Source organism: Nocardioides sp. NPDC051685, from assembly GCF_044453405.1.
Taxonomy (GTDB): domain Bacteria; phylum Actinomycetota; class Actinomycetes; order Propionibacteriales; family Nocardioidaceae; genus Nocardioides.
In genome coordinates, this window is record NZ_JBITCR010000008.1 from 76,681 (window position 1) to 99,053 (window position 22,373).

The window sequence follows — 22,373 nt, forward strand, 5'->3', positions numbered from 1 at the left end:
CCGTCAGATTCGGTTGCTCAGCATCGCGTTGATGCTGTCGAACGTCGTCGTGCTGTCGGTCTCGTTGGAGGCGACGACGATCATCACGATGATGAAGATGATGTAGGCGACCCAGAAGAGCATGTAGAGCGCGCCGAAGATCGTCCCGATGAGACCGGTGATGAAGCCGGCCTGGGCGTTGCCACGCCCGCTGTAGGCCGCCGGGTTGGCGTCGATCTCAGCCATCACCCGCCTGCCCTTGATCCACCCGAACGGGGCGACGAACACGCCGATGCCGCCGCACATGACCGAGAGGCACAGCCCGACGATCCCGAAGACCATCGCCGAGTTGGCCTCGGGGTGTGGGGGAGGCTGCGGAAAGCCGTACGGCGCCGGCTGGTAGCCCGGTGGGGGCGTGCTCGTCATCGCTCAGAACCCGCTGTCGTACGTCTCGTAGCCACTGTCGTATCCCGAGTCGAACCCGCCGCTGACGCCGATGATGATGACGACGACGATGGCGAGGATGCTCAGGACCAGCAGGATGGTGCCGATGAGCCCGAGGATGAAGCCGGCCTGCGCGTTGCCGCGGTTGGTCAGGGCGCCGGCGGAAGCATCGATCCGCTTCTTCGCGGACAGACCCATGAACAGGGCGAAGGGGGAGAGCACGATCGGGAGCCCGCAGAAGAACCCGCCCGCGAGCCCGATGATGCCCAGGACCATCGCCGTGGTCGCGCCCGAGTCCGGGGCGCCGACGGGACCTGAGTACGCCGGCTGGGCGCCGTAGGGCGCTTGGCCATAACCCGGCTGACCGCCGTAGGACGGCGGGGGAGGCGTCTGTCCGTAGCCCGCGGCCGGAGCCGGCGGGACCGGCGGCTTCTGGTCGAACGTCGCACCCCCGTAGGGGTTCGACGGCTGCTCACCGTAGGTCTGGCCGTACATCGGCTGAGTCGGCGCGGGCGGCGTCGACCCAGGCGGAGTCGCCACCTGGGTCACGTCGCCCTGGTCCGGCTCGGAAGGCGTCGGCGGAGGCGGAGTGGGCGCGTCGCTCGGCTTGTTGGGATCGGGCTGCTCGTCGGACGGGTTCGTCATGGCCGACATTCTGTCTTAACTCGGGACATCCGTGGGGCCCGAGGGCGTGTCGAGCCAGTCGTCGATCTCGGCGAGCAGGCCCTTCTTGGTCGACTCGGGCGCGGTCGAGGCGGTGATCGACATCCGAGCCAGGTCGGCGAGGGTCTCGTCGGTGAGCTCGTGGGCGGCCCGCATGGTGGCGTACTGCGCCGCCAGCCGCGACCCGAACAGCAGCGGGTCGTCGGCCCCCAGCGCCACGGTCGCGCCCGCGTCGAGCAGCTGCGGCAGCGGCACCGAGGTGAGGTCGGAGTAGACGCCGAGCGACACGTTCGAGGTCGGGCAGACCTCCAGCGCGACGCCCGCCCGCACGATCTCGTCGAGCAACGCCGGGTCCTCGGCAGCACGTACGCCGTGACCCAGCCGGGTCGCGTGCAGCGACCGCAGCACGGTGCGGATGTGCTCGGGCCCGCGCAGCTCACCGCCGTGCGGCATCAACCGCAGGCCCGCCCGCTCGGCGATCCGGAAGGCGTGGTCGAACTCCTCGGTCCGCCCGCGCCGCTCGTCGTTCGAGAGCCCGAAGCCGACCACACCCTGGTCGACGTACTGCCCGGCCAGGCGCGCCAGCGTGCGCGCGTCCATCGGGTGCCGGGTGCGGTTGGAGGCGATGATCACCGCGATCCCCAGCCCGGTCGCCCGCTCGGCGTCACCGACCGCCGAGAGCACCAGGTCGGTGAAGGCGGTGATCCCGCCGAACTTCGCCGCATAGCCCGACGGGTCGACCTGGATCTCGAGCCACCGGCCGCCGTCGCGTACGTCGTCCTCGGCCACCTCCATGACGAGCCGCCGGATGTCCGCCTCGGTGCGCAGCACCGAGCGCGCCACGTCATAGAGCCGCTGGAACCGGAACCAGCCCTTCTCGTCGGCCGCGCTCAGCGTCGGCGGCCAGTCCGCGACCAGCTGCTCGGGCAGCCGGATCCCGTCGCGGGTGGCCAGCTCGAGCAGGGTCTCGTGGCGCATCGCACCCGTGAAGTGCAGGTGCAGGTGCGCCTTCGGGAGGGTACGGAGGTCGCGACGCTCTCTCACGCGAGCAGCTTCTCCGCAGCAGCCAGCTTCACGCAGGCCGTGACGACCTCCATGGCCGCGCTGACCTGCTCCAACGGCGGGAAGGACGGCGCCAGCCGGATGTTGGTGTCCTCCGGGTCGTGCTTCCCGGGGAACGCGGACCCGGCCGGGGTCAGCGCGACGCCGGCGCCCTTGGCCAGCTCGATCACCCGGGTCGCGGTGCCGGGGAGCACGTCGAGGCTGACGAAGTAGCCACCGGCGGGCTTGGTCCAGGTCGCCACACCGAGCGAGCCGAGCTCGTCGGTGAGCGCGTCCTCGACGGCCGCGAACCGAGGCGCGAGCAGCGCGCGGTGCTTGGCCATGTGCTCGCGTACGCCGGCGGCGGAGCCGAAGAACTCCGCGTGCCGCAGGTGGTTGACCTTGTCCGGGCCGATCGCGCCGTTGCTCAGGTGGTCGAGCCACCAGGCGACGTTCTCCTTCGATCCGCCGAAGAAGCCGACGCCCGCGCCCGCGTAGGTGACCTTCGAGGTCGAGGCGAAGACCAGCGGACGGTGCGGGTTGCCGGCCGCGTTGGCCAGCGAGACGATGTCGGCGGTCTTGGTCTCGGCCGGGGTCAGGTGGTGCAGGGCGTAGGCGTTGTCCCAGAAGATCTTGAAGTCGGGAGCCGCGGTCGGCATCGAGGTGAGTCGCTCGGCGATCTCCTGCGAGGTGGTGTCGCCGGTCGGGTTGGAGTAGGTCGGCACGAGCCACATGCCCTTGACCGCGGGGTCGTCCTTGACCAGCGCGGCGACGGCCTCGACGTCGGGGCCGTCGGCGTTCATCGGGACCGGCAGCATCTCGATCCCGAACCACTCCAGCAGCGTGAAGTGGCGGTCGTAACCCGGCACCGGGCAGACGAACTTCACCGTCTCCTCGCGGCCCCACGGGCGCTCGCTGTCGACGCCACCGTGAAGCCACAGGTACATCAGCGTGTCGCGCATCATCGTGAGGCTCGAGTTGCCGCCGGCGATGAGCTGGTCGGTGCTCAGGCCGAGCAGCTCGGCGTAGATCTCGCGGATCTCGATGCCGCCCGCCAGACCGCCGTAGTTGCGGGTGTCGGTGCCGTCCGGGGCCGTCGTCGACTTGGGGAGATGGAGCAGGCCGTCGGAGAGGTCGAGCTGGTCCGCGGAGGGCTTACCGCGGGTCAGGTCCAGCTTCAGGCCCTTGGCCACCAAGTTGTCGTACGCCGTGCGCTGCTCCGTTGCGAACGCTTCGAGTTCCTCGCGCGAGAGCTCGGCGAGGGGACGGGGATCTGAGGTCATGCCCGCAATCCTATGGGTCATGAGGGCCCAGTTTGGAACGCGTTAACCCGAGTGCGTAGACTCACCGTCGGTGGTCTTCCCACATGGTTAGCCGCGCCCTCAACCGCGCGTCTGATGCAGACCTCCGTAGGGCACTAGCTCAACTGGCAGAGCATCGGTCTCCAAAACCGAAGGTTGGGGGTTCAAGTCCCTCGTGCCCTGCAAAGCCGGACCAGCGATGGATCGTTTTCGAGAGAAGGTGGCGGCGTGACGGACAGCAAGGCGGTCCCGACTCCGAGCAACAAGAAGACGGAGAAGCGCACCAGTCTCCCGACGTTCTACCGCCAGGTCGTGGCCGAGCTCCGCAAGGTCGTCTGGCCGACGCAGAATCAGCTCACGACGTACTTCATCGTGGTTCTGGTCTTCGTCCTCGTGATGATGGCGATCACTGCGGGCCTTGACCTCGGGTTCGGCAAGTTGATGTTCTGGGTGTTCGGCGGCCGCGACGCGTGATCGCGTGGGCCCCGGCCCGCGGAGCACACCCGAAATACACATTCAACGGTTTGGAGCAGGACGTGTCTGAGCAGGACTACACCGAGGAGACCGAGGTCCTCGAGACGGCTGAGGCCGCCTCCGACGCACCTGCAGAGGCCGAGTTCGACGAGTCCGGTGACGCCGGCGAGGACGAGACGTCGTTCGACGAGATCGTCGAGGGCGAGGCCCCCGAGGCCGCTGACGACGACCCGCTGGAGGCGTTCCGCCGTGAGCTGTGGGCGAAGCCGGGCGACTGGTTCGTGATCCACACCTACTCCGGCATGGAGAACCGGGTGAAGTCCAACCTGGAGAACCGCATCGTCTCCCTCAACATGGAGGACTACATCCACGAGATCGTGGTCCCCACCGAGGAGGTCCCGGAGATCAAGAACGGCCAGCGCAAGATGGTCAAGCGCACCGTTCTCCCGGGTTACGTCCTGGTCCGGATGGACCTCACCGACGAGTCCTGGGCCGCCGTACGCCACACCCCGTCGGTCACCGGTTTCGTCGGCCACAGCCACCAGCCGGTGCCGCTGTCGATGACCGAGGTCGAGAACATGCTCGCCCCCGCCGTCGTCGCCCAGGCCGAGGCCGAGGCTGCCGCCGCCGGCGAGGCCGCGACCGCCACCGCGGGTGCCACCGGCACCGCCAAGAAGCCCATCGAGGTCGTCGACTTCGCCGAGGGCGACTCGGTCACCGTCGTCGACGGCCCCTTCGCCACCCTCCACGCGACCATCACCGAGCTCAACGCCGAGTCCCAGCGCGTCAAGGCGCTCGTCGAGATCTTCGGCCGCGAGACCCCGGTCGAGCTCTCGTTCAACCAGATCGAGAAGGTCTGAGCCTGTGACCTGCGACGAAGTCGCAGGTCACAACGCGAAGAGGTCGAGCGGGTCGAGACCCACTTTCCCGTAGCAATCAGGCCCTCTGTTCGTCATCCGAACAGGGGGCCTGATGCGTCGGCCGCTGAGCTCCAGGCGGGTGTCTGCAAAGCCGGCCGCTCCAGCGGCTCCGCAGCAGCCGGCAACCGAACGAGAGTCTCCAAGTCGCGTACGACGGCTGCGGGCGTGATCGGAGAGGGCATCAGCAACACGTCGATGAGGTCGTCGACCGAGTTGTCGACGGTGAACCTGGCGGCGGCGTCGATCCTGATGAGCTCGTCGACCGAGCCGAGGGCCGCGGCCTCGCGGATGCCTCGAGCCAACGCGGCGGGGTCGTCGGGGGCGACCAGCGTGATCGATCCGCAGTCCGTCTCAGGGAGTCCTCCGTCGTCGGAGGCGACCACGCGACAGCCGGAGTGCTGGGCCTCGATCGAGACGATGCCGAAGGTCTCGTGCCAGTACTGGCTGTTGGAGGGCATGACGATGATGTCGTGCCGGGCCATCAATGTGGCCATCGCGCTCGGCGTGGTTCTGCGGGGCACGAGCCGAACGCTGGGATGCGCTTCGAGGACCCGCTCGATGTTGCGGCCCTGTGGCTTGTCGGAGCCCGCGGTCGTGGCCGTGCAGGTGAAGGTCCGTTCCTGGCCGGCTGGGTCCAGGTCGAGCATCGCCAGCAACGTGTAGATCCCCTTCTCGGGGCTGAGCCGGCCCGCGTAGAGGATGCGAGTCCCCGTCTCCTCGGAAGGCGGGCGTATCTCGGTGCTGAAGCACGCCTCGGCGTACGGGTAGACGATGCTGATGGTGTCCATGTCGACATCGAGGAACTCGGCCCACAACCGCGCCGAGAATCGGCTGGTCGCGATCAGCGACCGGTCCTGCATCGTCGCCGCGATGCGGACCCGGCCGGCAGCGTCTCCCGGTGGTGGCACGTGCAGCATCTGGTAGGCAGGTCGCTTGGTCCTCACGACGGGGAACTCGGCCACGAAGATCACAACCCCGTCGAGCTCGCCGACGTCCGCGACACACGCCATCGAGAGGAAGGGGACGTCCGCGAACTCGTCGCGTCCGTCCGTCATCCCGACTCCGATGGTGACGACGTGGGCGTTGAGACCGCGGCGATTGAGCTCCCTGACGTGGCCGATCGTGTAGTTCTCGGTGCCTCCGGTGCCCGCCGGCAGTGGCTGGTGCGGGTTCCAGACGAAGTAGATGTTTCCGACTGTCGTCGGACGATCGTCGAGATACGAAGCCATCTGCCCACTGTCTGCGGGTTGCTGCCGACACCGCTGCCGTGTGCCTCCGCGATGTCCGCGTCGGGCGGTAGGTGTCCTGCAGTCTTGGCCCCAGTCTAGCCGCCGGGACGTCACCTCACGTAGACGCGGACCTCCCAGGGCTCCAGCCGATCGGGATCGATCCTGCTGCGGTGATAGTTGGCCAGCACCAGGTCGCGAGCCACTCGGTCGTCGCGGTCGACGGAGACCGGCAGGTCAGACAGATTCGCATCCACGGTGAGGGTCGTGCCGTCCAGCTGGCGCCGGAACGAGTAGATCTGGTCACGGCCCGTGTCGACGGCGGCGAAGTGCCCGTCCACCACGACCGGCAGGCGGTGCCGCAGCGCGATCAGGGCGCGGTAGTACTCATAGACCGAGCCCGGCGTACCGCGCTGCGCGGCGACGTTCAACCAGCTGTGGTTGGGGTTGATCCCGATCCAGGCAGTGCCGGGCGTGAAGCCGGCGCCGGGCGCGGGGCTCCACTGCATCGGCGTACGTGCGTTGTCCCGGCTCCGCCGTCGCAGGGTGTCCAACGCGACGGCGGCGTCCACGCGGTGCGTACCGACCGCTCTCGCGTAGTAGTCGAGAGACTCGATGTCTCGGAAGTCGTCGATGCCGGTGAACGGGGCGTTGGTCATCCCGATCTCCTCGCCCTGGAAGACGTAGGGGGTTCCCCGGTGCAGGTGCAGCACCGTGGCCAGGGCGGTTGCCGACTCGCGCCAGTACGTCGTGTCGTTGCCGTAGCGGGAGACGACCCTGGGCTGGTCGTGGTTGTTCCAGTAGAGGCTGTTCCATCCGGTGTCGCCGAGGGCGGTCTGCCATGTCGCGAGCGTGTCGCGCAGGTCCTTCACGCTCATCCGTCGCTGGGTCCACTTGTCGCCGTCCGCGTCGAGGTTGACGTGCTCGTACTGGAACACCATGGCCAGCTGGCCGTGCACCTGGTGGGTGAACTCCCGGGCCTGCTCGGGCGTGACCCCTGGCATCTCGCCCACGGTGAGGTAGCTGCCCGGCCGCGAGTCGAACACCCGGCGCTTCATCTCGGCCAGATAGTCGCGGATCCGGGGGCCATGGCTGAAGTACGGCATCCCGTCGCCGTAGCCGTCGCGGTTGAGCGGCGCGTCGGGCAGCCGGGGATCCTTGGAGATGAAGTTGATGACGTCCATCCGGAAGCCGTCGATCCCGCGGTCGAGCCACCAGTTCATCATGGTGAACACCGCCTCGCGGGTGTCCGGGTTGTCCCAGTTCAGATCGGGCTGGGACCGAGCGAACAGGTGCAGGTAGTACTGGCCGCGCTCCGGCACCCACTCCCATGCGGACCCGCCGAAGGACGCGCCCCAGTTGTTCGGCTCCGACCCGGGCGCACCCGGGACCGTCCCCGGCCGTGCGTCCCGCCAGAAGTACCACTCGGAGGTGGCCGCCTCGCGCGAGGCGCGCGAGGCGAGGAACCAGGGGTGCTGGTCAGAGGTGTGGTTGACGACGAGGTCCATGATCAGCTTCATGCCCCGCAGATGGACCGCGGCGAGCAGCCGGTCGAGGTCCTCCAGGGTGCCGAAGAGCGGATCGACGTCCTGGTAGTCGCTGACGTCGTAACCGTTGTCCTCCTGCGGCGAGCGGTAGACCGGGGACAGCCAGATCACATCGATCCCCAGCTCCTGGAGGTAGTCCAGGTGCTGCACGATGCCGTGAAGGTCACCGATGCCGTCGTCGTCGGAGTCGGCGAAGCTGCGGACGTAGATCTGGTAGACCACCGCCGACTTCCACCACGCCTGGTGGGTCGGGGCCGACCGAGACGCGCCGGGTGCGGCCATGTGCCACCGCCTCGGGTTTGTCACCATGCCAGTGTCGAGAGTGACCTGGACGACTGTGACCTTGATTCGAGCCTATCCGGAGTGCCAAGTGAGCGTCCGGGGGCCGCGAGGGCGCCTCACGGCAGCGTCTTGATCAGCCACTCGACGTACCCGGAGATGTCGGTGACGACACCGGGCACGGCGGCGTTGGCCTGGGTGACGGTCTTGCCGAGCAGCCGGATGCTGCAGGCATCGATGGCGCGGTCGGTGTCCCAGCCGTCGGCGAGCTCGGGGAAGCGGGAGGACAGCTCGGCGGCACAGATCCCGCGACGTTCGGAGATCGAGGCCCAGCTGCCGTCGTCGGTGGGCGTGGGGCTGGGGCTCGGGGCCGTCGACGGGCTCGAGCTCGGCTTCGCCGAGGGCTGGGCGCCGGCGGTCGGCTTCGGTGCGGTGCTGGCGGGCTTCTTCTTCGTGGGCTTCTTGTCGGCCCTCTTCCCGGGGTTCGGCTTGTGGCCGCCCGGGCTGGGCTCGGCGTGCGCGGGAGCGGCAGCGAGCTCGATGTCGTCACCGGCATAGGGGCTGTCGGAGTAGCCCTTGGCGATCTTCAGGACGGTGGAGACGTACGCCTCGCTGCGGTTGTAGCGGGTGAGCGCGGCCTTCTTTCCCGCCTCGGTGGAGACGTCCTCGTCGCCGGAGCAGAGGTAGACCGCGGCGGCGAGCGCGGCATCGTCGATGTCCTGCGGGTCGCGTACGCCGTCGCCGTCTCCGTCGACGGCCACCAACGGCCAGGTCGTGGGAATGAACTGCATCGGCCCGACGGCGCGGTCGCCGCTGGTGAGCTTGTCGACGGCGCCGGCGTCGGTGTCGGGTGCCGGATCGCCGGCGGGAGTGGTCAGCGCGGGACCGTAGATCGCCGGGTGAGCCTTGCCCGCGTCGTCGAGCCGGCTGCTCTTCAGGCGCCCGTGGTCGGACTCGACCATCCCGACGGCGGCGAGCAGCGTCCAGTCCAGGGCGCAGGCCCGGTCGGCGGTGGTGACGACCGCGGCGGCACGCTGGTAGGCGGCCAGCGCGGCCATCGGGATGTCGCTGCCCCGCGCCATCGCGATGGCGATCGTGCCGGTCCGGGCTCCCTCGCGGGCCCCCTGCGCCGGGGCGGGCTCGGTGACGCTCGCGGGCTGGTCGATCGCCGAGGTCACCAAGGTCTCCCCGCCGGGCAGTGTCACGGGTTCGACCGGGTCGAACCCGGCACCGGTCGCGGCGGCGGTCCACGCCGCCGAGAGCGCTGCCAGCGGCACGAGCGCGGCGAACTTGGACAGGCGTCGATTGAACAATTGAGCTCCCTTTGTAAATCCCCGGGGGAGTATGCCAAGGGGAGTGGTGCCCGTCACTCAGGGGGTCCCACTCAGTGGGCCGCCCCGCGCTGATTTCGCGAACCCGGACAGATCACGGACAATTGACCAGTTGCGAGAGCAACACCGCAGGTGGCAGAGGCCGAAACGTACAAGCGGCTTCGTCATGACCACGAGAAGGAAGAGATCTCAAGAATGCCTCCGAAGAAGAAGATCGCAGCGCTCGTCAAGGTGCAGCTGCAGGCCGGCTCCGCGACCCCGGCCCCGCCGGTCGGTACCGCGCTCGGTCCGCACGGCGTGAACATCATGGAGTTCTGCAAGGCGTACAACGCCCAGACCGAGTCCATGCGCGGCAACGTGATCCCCGTCGAGATCACCATCTACGAGGACCGCTCGTTCACCTTCATCACGAAGACCCCGCCGGCCGCTGAGCTGATCAAGAAGGCCGCCGGCCTGAAGAAGGGCTCGTCCGTCCCGCACAAGGACAAGGTCGGCAAGCTGACCAAGGACCAGGTGCGCGAGATCGCGACCACCAAGCTGCCCGACCTCAACGCGAACGACATCGACGCCGCGATGAAGATCGTCGAGGGCACCGCCCGCTCCATGGGCGTCACCACCGACTGATACGTGGGAGAGCCGCGCTGGCTCGCTAACCACATCTCCTCTTAACTACCGAAGGAATCACCATGCAGCGCAGCAAGACCTACCGCGCGGCGTCGGAGACGTTCGACAAGAACGAGCTCTACGCCCCGCTGGCCGCGATCAAGATCGCCAAGGGCTCCAGCAAGAAGAAGTTCGACGAGACCGTTGACGTCGTCATGCGTCTCGGCGTCGACCCCCGCAAGGCCGACCAGATGGTGCGCGGCACCGTCAGCCTGCCCCACGGCACCGGTAAGACGATGCGCGTCATCGTCTTCGCCGCTGCTCCGGACAAGGCCGAGGCCGCTCGCGAGGCCGGCGCGGACGTCGTCGGTGGCGACGACCTCATCGAGAAGGTCTCCGGTGGCTGGCTCGACTTCGACGCGGTCGTCGCGACCCCCGACATGATGGGTAAGGTCGGTCGCCTCGGCCGCGTGCTCGGCCCCCGTGGCCTCATGCCGAACCCGAAGACCGGCACCGTCACCCCGGACCCGGCCAAGGCCGTGACCGACATCAAGGGCGGCAAGATCGACTTCCGGGTCGACCGCCACGCCAACCTTCACTTCATCATCGGCAAGGCCTCCTTCTCCGAGGCCCAGCTCGCTGAGAACTACGCCGCTGCTCTCGAGGAGGTGCTTCGTCTGAAGCCGTCCTCCTCCAAGGGCCGCTACCTGAAGAAGGTCACCCTCTCGACCACCATGGGCCCCGGTGTCCAGGTCGACCCCAACCGCATCAAGAACGTTGCGGGTGAGGACGAGGCCTGAGCCTCACGATCTCACGCTGATGGCCCGCCACCCCGAGGGGTGGCGGGCCATCGTCGTACAAAGCGTCGTAGAGTGCGGCGCATGAATCTGCGGAACTACGCTGCTGCCCTGTCCGTGCCGCTGTTGGGGCTGGCTCTCGCGGCATGTGGTGGCGGCGGACCGGCGACCACCGAATCGGGCGCCAAGGTCATCGAAGAGGGCAAGCTCACGGTCTGCACGCACCTTCCCTACGAGCCTTTCGAGTTCACGAAGGGCGGCGATGTCGTCGGGTTCGACATCGACATCGTCGACATCGCGGCGAAGGCCGAGGGTCTCGAGGTCGAGGTCGTTGACACCCCGTGGGAGACGATCGTCTCCGGTGAGTCCCTGAAGAACGACGACTGTGACGTCGCCCTGGGCGCCATGACGATCACCGAGCAGCGCGCGGCCGTCATGGACTTCTCCGACCCCTATTTCCAGGCCACCCAGGCGTTGCTGGTTCCTGCGGATTCGAAGGTCGCCGACTTGGCCTCGCTGGCTGGGAAGAAGATCGCCGTCCAGGAGGGCACGACGGGCGAGACGTACGTCAAGGAGAACCTGCCCAAGGGTGCCAAGTCGGTCTCCTACGAGGACTCGGTCCTGATGATGGAGGCGGTCCGCAACGGCGACGTCGACGCCGGAGTCAACGACAACGGACTGGTCAACTACTACGTGGAACAGAACCCTGAGGTGAAGGTTTCGACTGAGTTCTCGACCGGCGAGGAGTACGGCCTGGCGGTCAAGAAGGACGGCAACGACAAGCTTCTCGAGGTGCTCAACGAGGCGATTGCCAGCCCGGACTACGACAAGGCCTACGAGAAGTGGTTCGGCGAGGCCGCCGCTCAGTGATGGCTCTGAGCAAGCGCCGGCGTGGGGCGCTGATCCGCTACGCCCAGTACGTGTTGATCGCCGCGATCGTCGTGATCGCGGCGATCTTCGCGGACTGGAAGGCACTGCTCGACAGTTTCTTCAAGTGGGATCTGGTCGTCGATCAGTTCCCCAAGGTATTGACCGTAGCGCTGAAGAACACGGTCATCTATACCGCGCTGGGGTTCACATTCGGCCTACTTCTCGGCCTCCTGCTGGCGCTGATGCGGCTCTCCAGTGTGGGACCTTGGAGATGGTTGTCGACTGGAGTCATCGAGCTCTTCCGCGGGCTTCCCGCCCTGGTCGTCTTCCTGATGCTGGGACCGGGCTGGTCTCGAGCGTTCCCGCAGCTGGACATCCCGTTCGACAACTACGGCGTCGCCACCCTCGCGCTTGGCTTGGTCGGTGGCGCCTATATGGCCGAGACGATCCGGGCCGGGATCCAGGCAGTGCCGAAGGGACAGTATGAGGCAGCACGCACGCTCGGAATGTCGCATGCACGGGCGATGACGACTGTCGTGATCCCGCAGGCGTTCCGCATCATTCTGCCGCCGCTGACGAACGAGCTGATCCTGCTGACCAAGGACTCGTCTCTCATCTACCTGCTCGGCCTCTCGCTCGACCAGTACGAGCTCACGAAGTGGGGTAGGGAAGGCATGAACAGCGAGGCCAACCTGACGCCGATCGTGATCGTCGGTCTCTGCTATCTGCTGATCACCATCCCGCTGTCGATGCTGGTACGTCGGCTCGAGGCCAAGGCCGGAAAGGCTCGCGCATGACCGATCAGACTGTGACCGCGAGCGCGCGGAGTGCCGCCGCGATCGACGTACAGAACCTGCACAAGTATTTCGGAAAGAACGAGGTGCTCAGAGGCATCGACTTCCACGTCGGGCGGGGCGAGGTGGTCTGCGTGATCGGGCCCTCCGGGTCCGGCAAGTCGACCCTGCTGCGCTGCGTGAACATGCTCGAGGAGCCGACCAGCGGCACGATCCTGGTCGAGGGCGACGAGATCACCGACCCCGACGCGGACGTGGACGCGCTGCGGGCGCGGATCGGGATGGTCTTCCAGCAGTTCAACCTGTTCCCGCACATGACGGTGCTCCGCAACCTGACGGTTGCTCAGGAGAAGGTGCTCAAGCGTGGTCGGGCCGAGGCCACGCAGATCGCTCGGGCCACCCTGGAGAAGGTCGGCCTCTCGGACAAGGCCGACGCCTACCCGGCGCACCTCTCCGGCGGCCAGCAGCAGCGCGTCGCCATCGCGCGGGCGCTGTCGATGAACCCCGACATGATGCTCTTCGACGAGCCGACCTCGGCGCTCGACCCCGAGCTCGTCGGGGATGTCCTGGCCGTCATGAAGGACCTCGCCTCCGAGGGCATGACCATGATGGTGGTGACCCACGAGATGGGCTTCGCCCGCGAGGTCGCCGACAAGGTCGTCTTCATGGATGGCGGCGTGATCGTCGAGGAGGGCCTCCCCGCCGACGTCCTCGGCAACCCGCAGCACGAGCGCACCCAGGCGTTCCTCTCCCGGGTGCTCTGAGCCTGGATGTTCACCGAGATCCCTCGGTGAACATCCAGCGTCCCACCGGCGCGGTGGCCGCCGCGAGGGCGAGGCACAGACCGGTGCCGGTGAGCCAGACCGTCGGCACCCCGTGCGACATCAGGCCGGTCGCGAGGATCGGGCCGATCGTCTGCGCGATCCCCCAACAGGTCCCGTACGCCGCCAGGTAGCCCGCTCGCGACGCGTCGGTCGCCAGGCCGGCCACGAGCGCGATCGGTGGGGCGAGAAGGAGCACCTCGCCGAGTGCCACGATCCCCGAGCCGACGGCGAGGAGCGGCAACGTCGCTGCGTACGCGACGACGGCGAAGCCGACGGCCATCAGGACCAGGCCCGCGCGGATGAGCGCGAAGGGCCGGGCGGCGGCGCCGCGGAGCAGGCGCTGGCCGGCGATCGTGACCATGGCGGCGACGACGAGGAGCCAGCCGGTCGCCGCGGCCTCGTGTCCGCGGGCGGAGGCGGTGAGCGGGAGCGCGATCGTGCTCAGGATCCATGCGGTCGCGAACCCGGTGCCGAGGGCGAGCATCGTCAGGAGCCGACGGTCGCGCCAGGGGCTCCGCCCGCGTCGCCGCGGGCCCGGGACTCGGCCACCGGTGTCCCGCACGAGAGCCAGGACGAGGCCCGCGGCGCACAGACAGGTGACCGCGTCGGCGACGAAAAGTAGGCGCAGGTCGACGCCGCCCACCAGAGCCGCCAGCGCGCCCGCCGCGACGCCCGCGACAGCCATCGCGGCTCCATAGAGCCCGTACGCCTGCGGCCGCCGCTCGGCCTCCACCGACTCCGCGATCAGCGCCTGCGACGCCGGCTCGTAGATCTCGTAGGCCAGCCCGAGGAGCGTCGCGCCGACCAGCGCACCGCCGATGCCTGGCGACGCGGCGATGACCAGCTGTGCCGCCGCGCAGGCCACGAGTCCCGCGACGATGGTCGGGCGACGGCCCACGGTGTCGGCCAGCCAACCTCCGAGGAGCCGTGACGGGATGGTGGCGGCGCCGAACGCCGTCACGACCGCGCCGGCCGTGGCGAGGGATGCGCCGTGCACCTCGACCAGGACGACCGCCATGAACGCCATGGCGAACGAACCCAGCCGGTTGACCGCTCGGGCGATGACCAGGGCGACGAGCGACCTCGGCCATCTCGTGCGTTGGTGACTGGCCAATGGTTGAATGACAGTCATGAGCGCGACGGTAGATCCGACGATGGTGACTGGTCAAATACATTTCGACAGTCATGTGCACACGGTGACCGATCAGGCCTGCAGGCTCGTCAACGCGCTGACCTCCGGTCACGACGGCACCCGCGCCGTCGAGCCGCCGCCAGCGGGGCAGCGGGCCCAGGTCGTCCACGACCTGCTGGCCCGTCGCGACTACGACCCGCGGGTCGACGAGACCGCGGCGGACGGGATGGTCGCCCTCGCCGAGTCGCTGCGGGTCGTGTTCGAAGCCGCGGCGCGCGATGACCTCGACACCGCCGCGACCACGGTCAACGGGCTCCTGCGGGAGATGGGCTCCGTCCCGCAGCTCGACCGGGCCCGTGGAGGCGGCTGGACACTCCACTTCCACGGTCGCGAGCCCGACCTGGTCGTCGGCTGGGGTGCCGGGATCGCCGCCGGGCTCGCGTTGGCGATCGGCTCGGATCTGGCCGGCCGGCTGGGCGTCTGCCAGGCGGCGCCCTGTGACCGCGCCTTCGTCGACACCTCCAAGAACGCCGGCCGCCGCTTCTGCTCCACGCGATGCCAGAGCCGCGTCAAGGCTGCCGCACACCGGGCCCGCCAGAAGTAGTCCGGGACGTTTCGGTCGGTCTACCGGCGGGTAATGGGCAGGAACGTCCCGAACTATCTCACTAGGGTTGCTGCGTGCGAACTGATCCCGGGACAGTGGACTGGTCTGCGGCGCTCGAGTGGGCACAGGGGCAGCTGGGCGATCCCTTCTGTGACGTACGCCGCCTCTCCGGCGGCTGGACCTCGACCATGCTGGCGATCTCGGCCGACGGCCACGAGCCGGCGGTGCTCCGCCTGATGACCAACGAGCCGTGGCGTACGCACGGTGAACCGCTCACCACTCGGGAGAGCGAGGTCCAGCGGATGCTCGCGGCCACCGACGTGCCGGCGCCTCGGTCGCTCGCGCTCGACGCCACGGGTGAACACTGCGGACATCCTGCCCACCTGATGACGCTGCTCCCGGGCGAGATCGAGCCGCAGCGCGACGACGACGCCTCGCTCGCCCGGCTCGCCGGGCTGCTGGCGAGCATCCACGCGATCGACACCACGATCGACGTACGCAGCTACCAGTCGTGGGCGTGGGAGGCGAAGTTCGTCGTCCCGGCCTGGGCGAGCGACGGGGGCCTGTGGGAGGAGGCGTTCGCACTGCTGCGCAGCGAGCCGCCGGCCTACGAACCCTGCTTCATCCACCGTGACTTCCAGCCGCGCAACGTGCTGTGGTCTCGTGGTGAGATCACGGGCGTCGTCGACTGGGTCGAGACGTCGATCGGACCGGCCTGGCTGGACGTGGCCCACTGTGCGACCAATCTCGCCCTGGTTCACGGCACCGAGGTCGCGGACCGCTTCGCCGATGCGTACGCCACGACGACCGGTCGCGTGCCACAGCCCTACTTCGACGTGATGGACGTCGTCGGCTTCCTCCCGCCACCGGGCAGGGCGTCGTTCATCACCGATCCGGCCGAGCTGGCCCGCCTCGAGGAGCGGCTTGCCGTGGTCCTGCCGAGATGCCGCTGAGCCCGGCCTCCGATGCCAGTAGGGTCGGCGACGTGCCCACGCCTGACGACTACTTCGTGACCCTCGGTGAGCTGCAGTCCGAGTTCGCGGCCGCGCTGAAGCAGGCCGATCCGGACGTACCGGTGCCCTCCTGCGACGACTGGTCGGTCGGGGACCTGGCCGATCATCTGGCCGGGGTGCACCACTGGGCGGCGGCGATGGCCCGCGACGAGGACGAGGAGCCGCTGCCGGTCCCGTTGGACCTGGTCGCGACCTACGAGGCGCAGGCCGCCGAGCTGCGCGCGACGCTCTCGGAGCTGGGGCCGGACGCGACCGGCCGGATCCTCAACGGGCTGACCGAAGACGGCCGTGGGCCGGTCTCGTTCTGGTTCCGGCGTCAGGTGCACGAGACCCTGATCCACCTCTGGGACATTCGGACCGCGCTCGGGCTACCGGCGCCCGAGGCGACCTCGGAGCTCTGGGCGGACGCCGTCGACGAGGTGCTGACCGTGATGTACCCGCGGCAGATCGCCCTGAAGCGCACCCGGAAGGTCGTCACCCGCATCGAGCTCACCGCCACCGACACCGGCGGCACCTGGGCGATCGGAGCACCGAACGCGGTGCAGAAGGTGTCCGTCACCGGATCCGCTCGCGACCTGGCGCTGCTGCTCTGGGGCCGTACGTCGCCCAAGGCCGTCGAGCTGACCGTCACCGGTGACGAGGCCGCCCTGGCCGAGGCACTCTCACGCGCGATCGTCCCGTAGCCGGGCCGGCAGCCGAGAGAGCCGGTCGCGGTCGGCACGGCCGGTCCAGTGACCGACCCAGACCGCCCCGGCGAGCGAGAAGAGCCCGAGCGCGACCGGCGCGGCGGCGATCGAGAAGACCGCGGCCAGCCCGGAGACCAGGAGCGGTCCGCCGGTGCCGCCGAGGTCGCCGCACAGCCGCCAGCCGCCGAGGAACTGCGCGCGTCCGTCGGCCGGCGCGGCATCGGCGCCCAGCGTCATCACGATCCCCGAGCCGAGGCCGTTGCCGATCGCGATCAGCGCCATCACCGCGCCCAGGCTGAGCGCGTCGTGGGTGAGGGGGAGGAGCAGGCAGCCGACGCCGACGGCGAGCACCACCGGATCGCCACGACCTGCCGCCCGCGGTGGTCGAGGAGCCAGCCGCCGGGCAGGGTGAGGGCGATGTCGACCAGCGCGGCCCCGGCGAAGAGCAGGGACACGACCGAGGCGTCGAGGTGGATGTGGTCGGCCCACAGCGGGAGCAGGCCGGTGCGTACGGACCGCGAGATCCCGATGATCACCACGGCCACCCCGAGCGTGGCGAAGGTCCGCCGGTGGGCCCACAGCACGCTGCGTACGCTCAGGTGTCCCTGCTCGCGCGAGCGGGTCCGGCCGAGCTCGGGCATCCAGCCGCCGATCACCGCGGAGCACAGCGACATCGCGGCCGCGAACAGGAAGACCACGGGAAGCCCGAAGAGATGGATGAGGCCGGCGCCGAGCAGCGGGCCGACGAAGACGCCGAGTCGGAACGACCCGCCCAGCAGCGACATCGCCCGCGCCCGGTGGGAGAGCGGCGTCGCGTCGATGAGGAAGCCCTGCCGCGCGATCAGGAACGCCGTCCAGCTCATCCCGCTCACGAAGACGGCGACAGCGAGCACGGCGACCGAGCTGCTGAGGAACGCCACGGTCATCGCCACCGCGTCGAGCGCGCCGGCACCCATCAACGTACGCCGCTCGCCGATCCTCGCCACCAGCGAGCCCGCGGGCAACGAGGTGGCCAGCGACCCGATCCCGAGCAGCGCGACCACGAACGCGGCCATCGATGCGTCCGCACCCAGGTCGGAGGCCCGCAGCGCCAGCACCGGCATCACCGCACCGTGCCCCATGGAGCTGACGATCGAGGGTGCGTACGCCACCACCGCGATGTCTCGGAACCGGAACTCCTTGGTCGTCGTCTCCGTCGTCACGCCTTTACTCTGCACTATTCGTTACCAAGGCTCACTATTTTTATGCTGGGCGAGACGTCACCCCGGTCGGCCGAGACGTCACTCCGGTCGGCCGAGACGTCACTCCGGTCGGCCGAGTGGTCATCGCGGTGCCCACTCGGCCGACGCGGGTGACGTCTCGGCGGGGGATGGTCACCAGCGGGAGTGGACGGCCTCGCGGAGGTGCGTGTCGTAGATCTGGCGTACGCCGGAGAGCAGCTCGTCCGAGAGGGGTGGGAGCGAGCCGGCGGCGGAGTTCGCGTGGGCCTGCGACGTGTTGCGGGCGCCGGGGATGACGGTGGTGACGCCGGGCTGCTGAGCGACCCACGCGAGGGCGACCTGCGCGGGAGTCGCGCCCTCGGGGCCGTGCTCGGACACCAGTGCGGCGAACTCCTGGGCCGCCTTGACGCCAGTCGCGAAGTCGACGCCCGAGAAGGTCTCACCGACGTCGAAGGCCTCGCCGTGGCGGTTGTAGGTGCGGTGGTCGTCGGCGGCGAACGTCGTCGACTCCGAGTAGCGCCCCGACAGCAGCCCCGACGCCAGCGGCACCCGCGCGATGATCCCGACACCGGCCTCCGCGGCCGCGGGCAGCACGCGGTCCAGCGGCTTGAGCCGGAACGCGTTCAGGATGATCTGGATCGAGGCCACATTGGGCCGCGCGATCGCGGCCAGGGCCTGGTCGCAGGTCTCCACACTGACGCCGTACGCCGCGATCACCCCCTCCGAGACCAGGGTGTCCAGGGCGTCATAGGTGGCCGCAGACTCGATCGTCTCCGAGGGCGGGCAGTGCAGCTGCACGAGGTCGATCGTGTCGACCCCGAGGTTCGATCGAGACCGATCCAGCCACGACCGGAAGGCGGGCAGGGTGTAGTTCGAAGGCACCTGGTCCACCCGGCGCCCCATCTTCGTCGCGACGAAGATCCCGTCGTGCGAGCGGAGGAATCGCCCGATCACCTGCTCGCTCCGACCGTCGCCGTAGACGTCGGCGGTGTCGAGGAAGGTGACCCCGTCGCCCACCGCGGCCTCGAGCACCGCCAGCGCGTCCGACTCGCTGACCTCGCCCCAGTCGGCACCGAGCTGCCAGGTGCCGAGACCGATGACCGACGCCGAGCGCCCGATCCTTCCGAAGGTGTGGCTCTCCATGCCCGCAAAGGTAGCGCCCGCCGTCGATTTGGCCGTGCCCCGCGGCGTACGCATAATTGTTGTTCGAAACCAGAGACCGCCGGTTGTCAGGTGCGCATGCACCCGATCGAAGGTACCGCTGAGATGCGGACGGCCAGCGTAGGTGAAGAGCAAGACGAGAACGTACGTCACGCCCTGAGCCTGCGCTCGGGGCGTTTGTCATTCACGGGCCCTCGCCGGTGGGATCGATTCCCGGAAGAAGGAGACCCATGGCGCGGGCTGACAAGCAGACTGCCGTTGCCGAGATCGCTGACGAGTTCAGCGCCTCGAGCGGCGTCGTGCTGACCGAGTACCGTGGTCTCACCGTCGGCGAGCTGAAGACTCTTCGTCGCTCGCTTGGTGAGAGCGCTAACTACGCCGTGGTCAAGAACACGCTGGCCAAGATCGCTGCCTCCCAGAGCGGCATCGAAGGCTTCGATGACCTGCTGACCGGCCCGACCGCGATCGCCTTCATCAAGGGTGACGTCGTCGAGGCGGCCAAGGGTCTGCGTGACTTTGCCAAGGCCAACCCCAACCTTGTCATCAAGGGCGGGTACCTCGACGGCAAGGCCATCGACGCTGCTGAGGTCGGCAAGCTTGCCGACCTCGAGTCGCGCGAGGTCCTGCTCGCCAAGCTTGCGGGCGCGTTCACCGCGTCGCTGTCGCAGGCTCTCTACGCCTTCAACGCTCTGCCCTCGAAGACCGCGCAGCTCGCTGCCGCTCTCGAGGCCAAGGCCGCGGAGGACCCCTCGATCCTCGCAGGTGGTGCCGCTGAGCCGGCTGCCGCCGAGGAGGCTCCGGCCGAGGCCTGATGGCCCCGGTCGTAACTAACCACCACCTGTAACCCGGCCCTGCCGCGTACTCACAGAAAAACGCACAGGGCCACCACGAAAGGAAATGCCATCATGGCGAAGCTCTCCACCGACGAGCTGCTCGACGCTTTCAAGGAGCTCACCCTCATCGAGCTCTCCGAGTTCGTCAAGGCCTTCGAGGACACCTTCGGTGTCACCGCTGCCGCTCCGGTCGCCGTTGCCGCTGCCGGCGCCCCGGGTGCCCCGGCCGCCGCCGCTGCCGAGGAGAAGGACGAGTTCGACGTCATCCTCGAGTCCGCCGGCGACAAGAAGATCAACGTCATCAAGGAGGTGCGCGCCCTGACCTCCCTCGGTCTGAAGGAGGCCAAGGAGCTCGTCGAGGGTGCCCCCAAGGCCGTCCTCGAGGCCGCCAACAAGGAGACCGCTGACAAGGCGAAGGAGGCCCTCGAGGCCGCCGGCGCCACGGTCACCGTCAAGTGATCTGAGGGCTTCGGCCCTGCGAGCCCGGGTTCGGCGGTTTCCGCCGGGCCCGGGCTCGCTACATCGCGGAAACAGTTCCGCAACAGATCGGCCAAGCTGCAGCGCAGTGTTCCGATCGTTCCAACCGCGGGAGGCTACTCGGGAGTAGCCTCCCGCGGTTTGTTTCGTTATCTTGAACACACGCCGAGCGAGGCGGTCGCAATCCGACCGTCGACGTGTTCGCAGGGGGAGCTCGTCTCGGGTGGTGATCATCGTCGCCATTCGCAGACCGTTATGGTTTACAAAAGTGTGACTCGTGTCGCAGGAAGTGCGTAACCCCCGTCACACTCTGCCGTTAGTCGGGCAGTAGGGGACTTGAGGGAGACCCCCGCGAACAGGAAGGGAGCCGGCCCGGATGGGTGTAGACGTAAAGATCGAAGGGCTGACCAAGAGCTTTGGTAAGCAGCTCATCTGGAAAGATGTCACGCTGACGCTGCCTGCGGGCGAGATCAGCGTGATGCTGGGTCCGTCCGGTACGGGTAAGTCCGTGCTCCTGAAGACGCTGATCGGCCTGATCAAGCCCGACCAGGGCTCGGTGGTCATCGAGGGCGTCGACATCGCCAGCTGCTCGGAGCGAGACCTCTACGAGGTCCGCAAGCTGTTCGGGGTGCTGTTCCAGGACGGCGCCATGTTCGGGTCGATGGACCTGTTCGACAATGTCGCGTTCCCGCTTCGTGAGCACACGAAGAAGAGCGAGTCGGAGATCCGCAACATCGTCATGGAGAAGATGGACCTGGTCGGTCTCATCGGCGCCGAGAACAAGCTTCCTGGTGAGATCTCCGGTGGTATGCGCAAGCGCGCCGGCCTGGCGCGTGCTCTCGTCCTCGACCCGGAGATCCTGCTCATCGACGAGCCCGACTCCGGTCTGGACCCGGTGCGCACGGCGTTCATCAACCAGCTTTTCATCGACCTGAACGCGCAGATCGACGCGACGTTCCTGATCGTGACCCACGACATCAACTCGACGCGTACGGTGCCGGACAACATCGGCCTGCTCTACCACAAGCACCTGGCGATGTACGGTCCCCGCGAGATGCTGCTCAGCTCCGAGGAGCCGGTGGTCCGTCAGTTCCTCAACGCTCAGACGATCGGCCCGATCGGCATGTCCGAGGAGAAGGACGCCGACGAGCTGGCTGCGGAGAAGGACATGGGTCTGCCGCCGTTGCCGCCGATCCCGATGCAGCTCGAGCCGTCCAACGGCATTCCCCGCAAATACCAGCGCCCGCCGGGTGCCTGGTGCCGTGAGAACGGTGTCACCCCGCCGCCCGGATCGTTCCGTCCGGATGCCGCCATGGCCCCCGGCGGCGTGAAAGCAGATCCCACAGAGGCTCCTCACTGATGTCATCTCTGACCGCCGCCAGGGTCCTGAAACCGATCGGGACCGCTGGCTCACTCTTCGCGTTCGGGCTGGACGTGGGGCGCGCCTTGTTCCGGCGCCCCTTCCAGTTCCGGGAGTTCATCCAGCAGGCATGGTTCATCGCGTCGGTGACGATCGTCCCGACTGCGCTGGTCGCGATTCCCTTCGGCGCGGTCATCGCGCTGCAGGTCGGCGGCCTGGTGGCCCAGTTCGGCGCGCAGTCCTTCGTCGGGTCGGCCGCGGTCCTCGCGGTCGTCCAGCAGGCTGCCCCGATCGCGACCGCGCTGCTGGTCGCGGGTGCTGGTGGCTCGGCGATCGCCGCCGACCTCGGTGCCCGGAAGATCCGCGAAGAGCTCGACGCGATGATGGTGTTGGGCATCGACCCGATCCAGCGTCTGGTGGTCCCACGTGTGCTTGCCGCGATGATGATCGCGGTCTTCCTCAACGGCATGGTCTCGATCGTCGGCGTCATGGGTGGGTACGTCTTCAACGTCATCATCCAGGGCGGCACCCCGGGTGCCTACCTGGCCAGCTTCACCGCGCTGGCGCAGATGGCCGACCTGTGGCAGGGCCTGGCGAAGGCGCTCGTGTTCGGTCTGATCGCGGCGATCGTGGCTGCGTACAAGGGCATGAACGCGGGTGGCGGCCCGAAGGGTGTGGGTGACGCCGTGAACGAGTCGGTCGTCATCACGTTCCTGCTGTTGTTCATCACCAACTTCGTGATGTCTGCGATCTTCCTGCAGATCATCCCCAGCAAAGCCGGTTAGGAGGGCGAG

The 22,373-nt window shown here is 68.4% G+C and carries 25 protein-coding genes and 1 tRNA gene; 15 read left to right on the plus strand and 11 right to left on the minus strand.

The annotated features are described in order from the left end of the window. Positions 1-3: 3 nt before the first annotated feature. The 4 genes from ACIA03_RS21640 to ACIA03_RS21655 are packed head-to-tail and all read right to left on the minus strand — an operon-like array spanning position 4 to position 3,410. The gene (locus ACIA03_RS21640; protein WP_396986313.1) at positions 4-405 is read right to left on the minus strand and encodes a DUF4190 domain-containing protein; all 402 of its coding nucleotides are present in this window, start codon (positions 403-405) and stop codon (positions 4-6) included. Positions 406-408: 3 nt separating this feature from the next. Next, positions 409-1,068 carry a DUF4190 domain-containing protein gene (locus tag ACIA03_RS21645; RefSeq protein WP_396986315.1) on the minus strand — a complete coding sequence of 220 codons (660 nt, stop codon included), beginning with the start codon at positions 1,066-1,068 and terminating at the stop codon, positions 409-411. A gap of 15 nt (positions 1,069-1,083) precedes the next feature. After that, the gene (locus ACIA03_RS21650; RefSeq protein WP_396986317.1) at positions 1,084-2,130 is read right to left on the minus strand and encodes an adenosine deaminase; all 1,047 of its coding nucleotides are present in this window, start codon (positions 2,128-2,130) and stop codon (positions 1,084-1,086) included. Next, entirely contained in the window at positions 2,127-3,410 is a 1,284-nt protein-coding gene (locus ACIA03_RS21655) for an aminotransferase class I/II-fold pyridoxal phosphate-dependent enzyme (protein ID WP_396986319.1), read from the minus strand. Before ACIA03_RS21655 ends, ACIA03_RS21650 begins: the two co-directional genes overlap by 4 nt. A 128-nt stretch (positions 3,411-3,538) precedes the next feature. Between ACIA03_RS21655 and ACIA03_RS21660 the strand changes: the two genes are divergently transcribed. The 3 genes from ACIA03_RS21660 (at position 3,539) to nusG (ending at position 4,762) form a co-directional block, all read left to right on the plus strand. Further along, a tRNA-Trp gene (locus tag ACIA03_RS21660) sits at positions 3,539-3,611 on the plus strand. Between the two features lie 45 nt (positions 3,612-3,656). After that, complete coding sequence (gene secE, locus ACIA03_RS21665; RefSeq protein WP_396986321.1) at positions 3,657-3,902, plus strand: preprotein translocase subunit SecE; 246 nt, start codon at positions 3,657-3,659, stop codon at positions 3,900-3,902. 62 nt (positions 3,903-3,964) lie between these two features. Beyond that, positions 3,965-4,762 (plus strand): transcription termination/antitermination protein NusG, encoded by a 798-nt coding sequence (gene nusG, locus ACIA03_RS21670; RefSeq protein ID WP_396986323.1) that lies wholly within the window; start codon positions 3,965-3,967, stop codon positions 4,760-4,762. 92 nt (positions 4,763-4,854) lie between these two features. Here the strand turns inward: nusG and ACIA03_RS21675 are convergent, their stop codons facing one another. From ACIA03_RS21675 to ACIA03_RS21685, 3 genes are all read right to left on the minus strand, one after another. Then, entirely contained in the window at positions 4,855-6,051 is a 1,197-nt protein-coding gene (locus ACIA03_RS21675; protein ID WP_396986325.1) for a glycosyltransferase family 4 protein, read from the minus strand. Positions 6,052-6,161: 110 nt separating this feature from the next. Then, on the minus strand, positions 6,162-7,877 hold the full coding sequence (locus tag ACIA03_RS21680) for an alpha-glucosidase (protein ID WP_396986327.1): 1,716 nt from the start codon (positions 7,875-7,877) through the stop codon (positions 6,162-6,164). Positions 7,878-7,993: 116 nt separating this feature from the next. Next, on the minus strand, positions 7,994-9,187 hold the full coding sequence (locus ACIA03_RS21685; protein ID WP_396986329.1) for a lytic transglycosylase domain-containing protein: 1,194 nt from the start codon (positions 9,185-9,187) through the stop codon (positions 7,994-7,996). A gap of 213 nt (positions 9,188-9,400) precedes the next feature. On the opposite strand from ACIA03_RS21685, the gene rplK reads away from it, so the two are divergent. The 5 genes from rplK (at position 9,401) to ACIA03_RS21710 (ending at position 13,033) form a co-directional block, all read left to right on the plus strand. Then, positions 9,401-9,829: a 50S ribosomal protein L11 gene (gene rplK, locus ACIA03_RS21690; protein ID WP_045550585.1), complete on the plus strand. Its 429-nt coding sequence runs from the start codon at positions 9,401-9,403 to the stop codon at positions 9,827-9,829. A gap of 62 nt (positions 9,830-9,891) precedes the next feature. Continuing rightward, positions 9,892-10,608 (plus strand): 50S ribosomal protein L1, encoded by a 717-nt coding sequence (gene rplA, locus ACIA03_RS21695; protein WP_350829417.1) that lies wholly within the window; start codon positions 9,892-9,894, stop codon positions 10,606-10,608. An 81-nt stretch (positions 10,609-10,689) separates the two neighbouring features. Next, positions 10,690-11,475, plus strand: a complete 786-nt coding sequence (locus ACIA03_RS21700) for a transporter substrate-binding domain-containing protein (RefSeq protein ID WP_396986332.1) — start codon at positions 10,690-10,692, stop codon at positions 11,473-11,475. Between the two features lie 50 nt (positions 11,476-11,525). Continuing rightward, positions 11,526-12,272, plus strand: coding sequence for an amino acid ABC transporter permease (locus ACIA03_RS21705; RefSeq protein ID WP_396986334.1), 747 nt, complete (start codon positions 11,526-11,528; stop codon positions 12,270-12,272). Continuing rightward, entirely contained in the window at positions 12,269-13,033 is a 765-nt protein-coding gene (locus tag ACIA03_RS21710; RefSeq protein ID WP_396986336.1) for an amino acid ABC transporter ATP-binding protein, read from the plus strand. Before ACIA03_RS21705 ends, ACIA03_RS21710 begins: the two co-directional genes overlap by 4 nt. 10 nt (positions 13,034-13,043) lie before the next feature. Here the strand turns inward: ACIA03_RS21710 and ACIA03_RS21715 are convergent, their stop codons facing one another. Then, positions 13,044-14,225 carry an MFS transporter gene (locus ACIA03_RS21715; protein ID WP_396986338.1) on the minus strand — a complete coding sequence of 394 codons (1,182 nt, stop codon included), beginning with the start codon at positions 14,223-14,225 and terminating at the stop codon, positions 13,044-13,046. Here ACIA03_RS21715 and ACIA03_RS21720 point away from each other — a divergent pair. The 3 genes from ACIA03_RS21720 to ACIA03_RS21730 all read left to right on the plus strand — a co-directional run bounded on the left by ACIA03_RS21720 (position 14,224) and on the right by ACIA03_RS21730 (position 16,525). Then, a complete protein-coding gene (locus ACIA03_RS21720; RefSeq protein WP_396986343.1) occupies positions 14,224-14,829 on the plus strand; it encodes a CGNR zinc finger domain-containing protein in 606 nt (201 codons plus the stop codon). The genes ACIA03_RS21715 and ACIA03_RS21720 overlap by 2 nt on opposite strands. Positions 14,830-14,903: 74 nt before the next feature. Next, positions 14,904-15,782: a phosphotransferase family protein gene (locus tag ACIA03_RS21725; RefSeq protein ID WP_396986345.1), complete on the plus strand. Its 879-nt coding sequence runs from the start codon at positions 14,904-14,906 to the stop codon at positions 15,780-15,782. A gap of 32 nt (positions 15,783-15,814) precedes the next feature. Then, on the plus strand, positions 15,815-16,525 hold the full coding sequence (locus ACIA03_RS21730; protein WP_396986347.1) for a maleylpyruvate isomerase family mycothiol-dependent enzyme: 711 nt from the start codon (positions 15,815-15,817) through the stop codon (positions 16,523-16,525). On the opposite strand, the gene ACIA03_RS21735 is transcribed toward ACIA03_RS21730, so the two are convergent. From ACIA03_RS21735 to ACIA03_RS21745, 3 genes are all read right to left on the minus strand, one after another. Next, positions 16,505-16,882, minus strand: coding sequence for a hypothetical protein (locus ACIA03_RS21735; protein ID WP_396986349.1), 378 nt, complete (start codon positions 16,880-16,882; stop codon positions 16,505-16,507). The two genes, ACIA03_RS21730 and ACIA03_RS21735, sit on opposite strands and share 21 nt — an antisense overlap. Then, positions 16,810-17,730 (minus strand): MFS transporter, encoded by a 921-nt coding sequence (locus ACIA03_RS21740; RefSeq protein ID WP_396986351.1) that lies wholly within the window; start codon positions 17,728-17,730, stop codon positions 16,810-16,812. The genes ACIA03_RS21735 and ACIA03_RS21740 overlap by 73 nt, the downstream gene beginning before the upstream one ends. Before the next feature lie 171 nt (positions 17,731-17,901). Beyond that, complete coding sequence (locus ACIA03_RS21745) at positions 17,902-18,891, minus strand: aldo/keto reductase (protein WP_396986353.1); 990 nt, start codon at positions 18,889-18,891, stop codon at positions 17,902-17,904. A gap of 248 nt (positions 18,892-19,139) precedes the next feature. Here ACIA03_RS21745 and rplJ point away from each other — a divergent pair, with 248 nt between their 5' ends. From rplJ to ACIA03_RS21765, 4 genes are all read left to right on the plus strand, one after another. Then, positions 19,140-19,721 carry a 50S ribosomal protein L10 gene (rplJ, locus tag ACIA03_RS21750; protein WP_336736151.1) on the plus strand — a complete coding sequence of 194 codons (582 nt, stop codon included), beginning with the start codon at positions 19,140-19,142 and terminating at the stop codon, positions 19,719-19,721. A gap of 93 nt (positions 19,722-19,814) precedes the next feature. Continuing rightward, entirely contained in the window at positions 19,815-20,201 is a 387-nt protein-coding gene (gene rplL, locus ACIA03_RS21755; protein ID WP_008362878.1) for a 50S ribosomal protein L7/L12, read from the plus strand. A gap of 394 nt (positions 20,202-20,595) precedes the next feature. Beyond that, the gene (locus ACIA03_RS21760) at positions 20,596-21,579 is read left to right on the plus strand and encodes an ABC transporter ATP-binding protein (RefSeq protein ID WP_396986356.1); all 984 of its coding nucleotides are present in this window, start codon (positions 20,596-20,598) and stop codon (positions 21,577-21,579) included. Continuing rightward, positions 21,579-22,364 (plus strand): MlaE family ABC transporter permease, encoded by a 786-nt coding sequence (locus tag ACIA03_RS21765; protein WP_396986358.1) that lies wholly within the window; start codon positions 21,579-21,581, stop codon positions 22,362-22,364. Before ACIA03_RS21760 ends, ACIA03_RS21765 begins: the two co-directional genes overlap by 1 nt. Positions 22,365-22,373: the final 9 nt, after the last annotated feature.

Coding starts and splice junctions, on each gene's coding strand:
- ACIA03_RS21640 (WP_396986313.1), bottom strand. CDS start 405: ATGACGAGCACGCCCCCACCGGGCTACCAGCCGGCGCCGTACGGCTTT.
- ACIA03_RS21645 (WP_396986315.1), bottom strand. CDS start 1,068: ATGACGAACCCGTCCGACGAGCAGCCCGATCCCAACAAGCCGAGCGAC.
- ACIA03_RS21655 (WP_396986319.1), bottom strand. CDS start 3,410: ATGACCTCAGATCCCCGTCCCCTCGCCGAGCTCTCGCGCGAGGAACTC.
- ACIA03_RS21675 (WP_396986325.1), bottom strand. CDS start 6,051: ATGGCTTCGTATCTCGACGATCGTCCGACGACAGTCGGAAACATCTAC.
- ACIA03_RS21680 (WP_396986327.1), bottom strand. CDS start 7,877: ATGGCCGCACCCGGCGCGTCTCGGTCGGCCCCGACCCACCAGGCGTGG.
- rplK (WP_045550585.1), top strand. CDS start 9,401: ATGCCTCCGAAGAAGAAGATCGCAGCGCTCGTCAAGGTGCAGCTGCAG.
- rplA (WP_350829417.1), top strand. CDS start 9,892: ATGCAGCGCAGCAAGACCTACCGCGCGGCGTCGGAGACGTTCGACAAG.
- ACIA03_RS21700 (WP_396986332.1), top strand. CDS start 10,690: ATGAATCTGCGGAACTACGCTGCTGCCCTGTCCGTGCCGCTGTTGGGG.
- ACIA03_RS21710 (WP_396986336.1), top strand. CDS start 12,269: ATGACCGATCAGACTGTGACCGCGAGCGCGCGGAGTGCCGCCGCGATC.
- ACIA03_RS21720 (WP_396986343.1), top strand. CDS start 14,224: ATGAGCGCGACGGTAGATCCGACGATGGTGACTGGTCAAATACATTTC.
- ACIA03_RS21715 (WP_396986338.1), bottom strand. CDS start 14,225: ATGACTGTCATTCAACCATTGGCCAGTCACCAACGCACGAGATGGCCG.
- ACIA03_RS21745 (WP_396986353.1), bottom strand. CDS start 18,891: ATGGAGAGCCACACCTTCGGAAGGATCGGGCGCTCGGCGTCGGTCATC.
- rplJ (WP_336736151.1), top strand. CDS start 19,140: ATGGCGCGGGCTGACAAGCAGACTGCCGTTGCCGAGATCGCTGACGAG.
- rplL (WP_008362878.1), top strand. CDS start 19,815: ATGGCGAAGCTCTCCACCGACGAGCTGCTCGACGCTTTCAAGGAGCTC.
- ACIA03_RS21760 (WP_396986356.1), top strand. CDS start 20,596: ATGGGTGTAGACGTAAAGATCGAAGGGCTGACCAAGAGCTTTGGTAAG.
- ACIA03_RS21765 (WP_396986358.1), top strand. CDS start 21,579: ATGTCATCTCTGACCGCCGCCAGGGTCCTGAAACCGATCGGGACCGCT.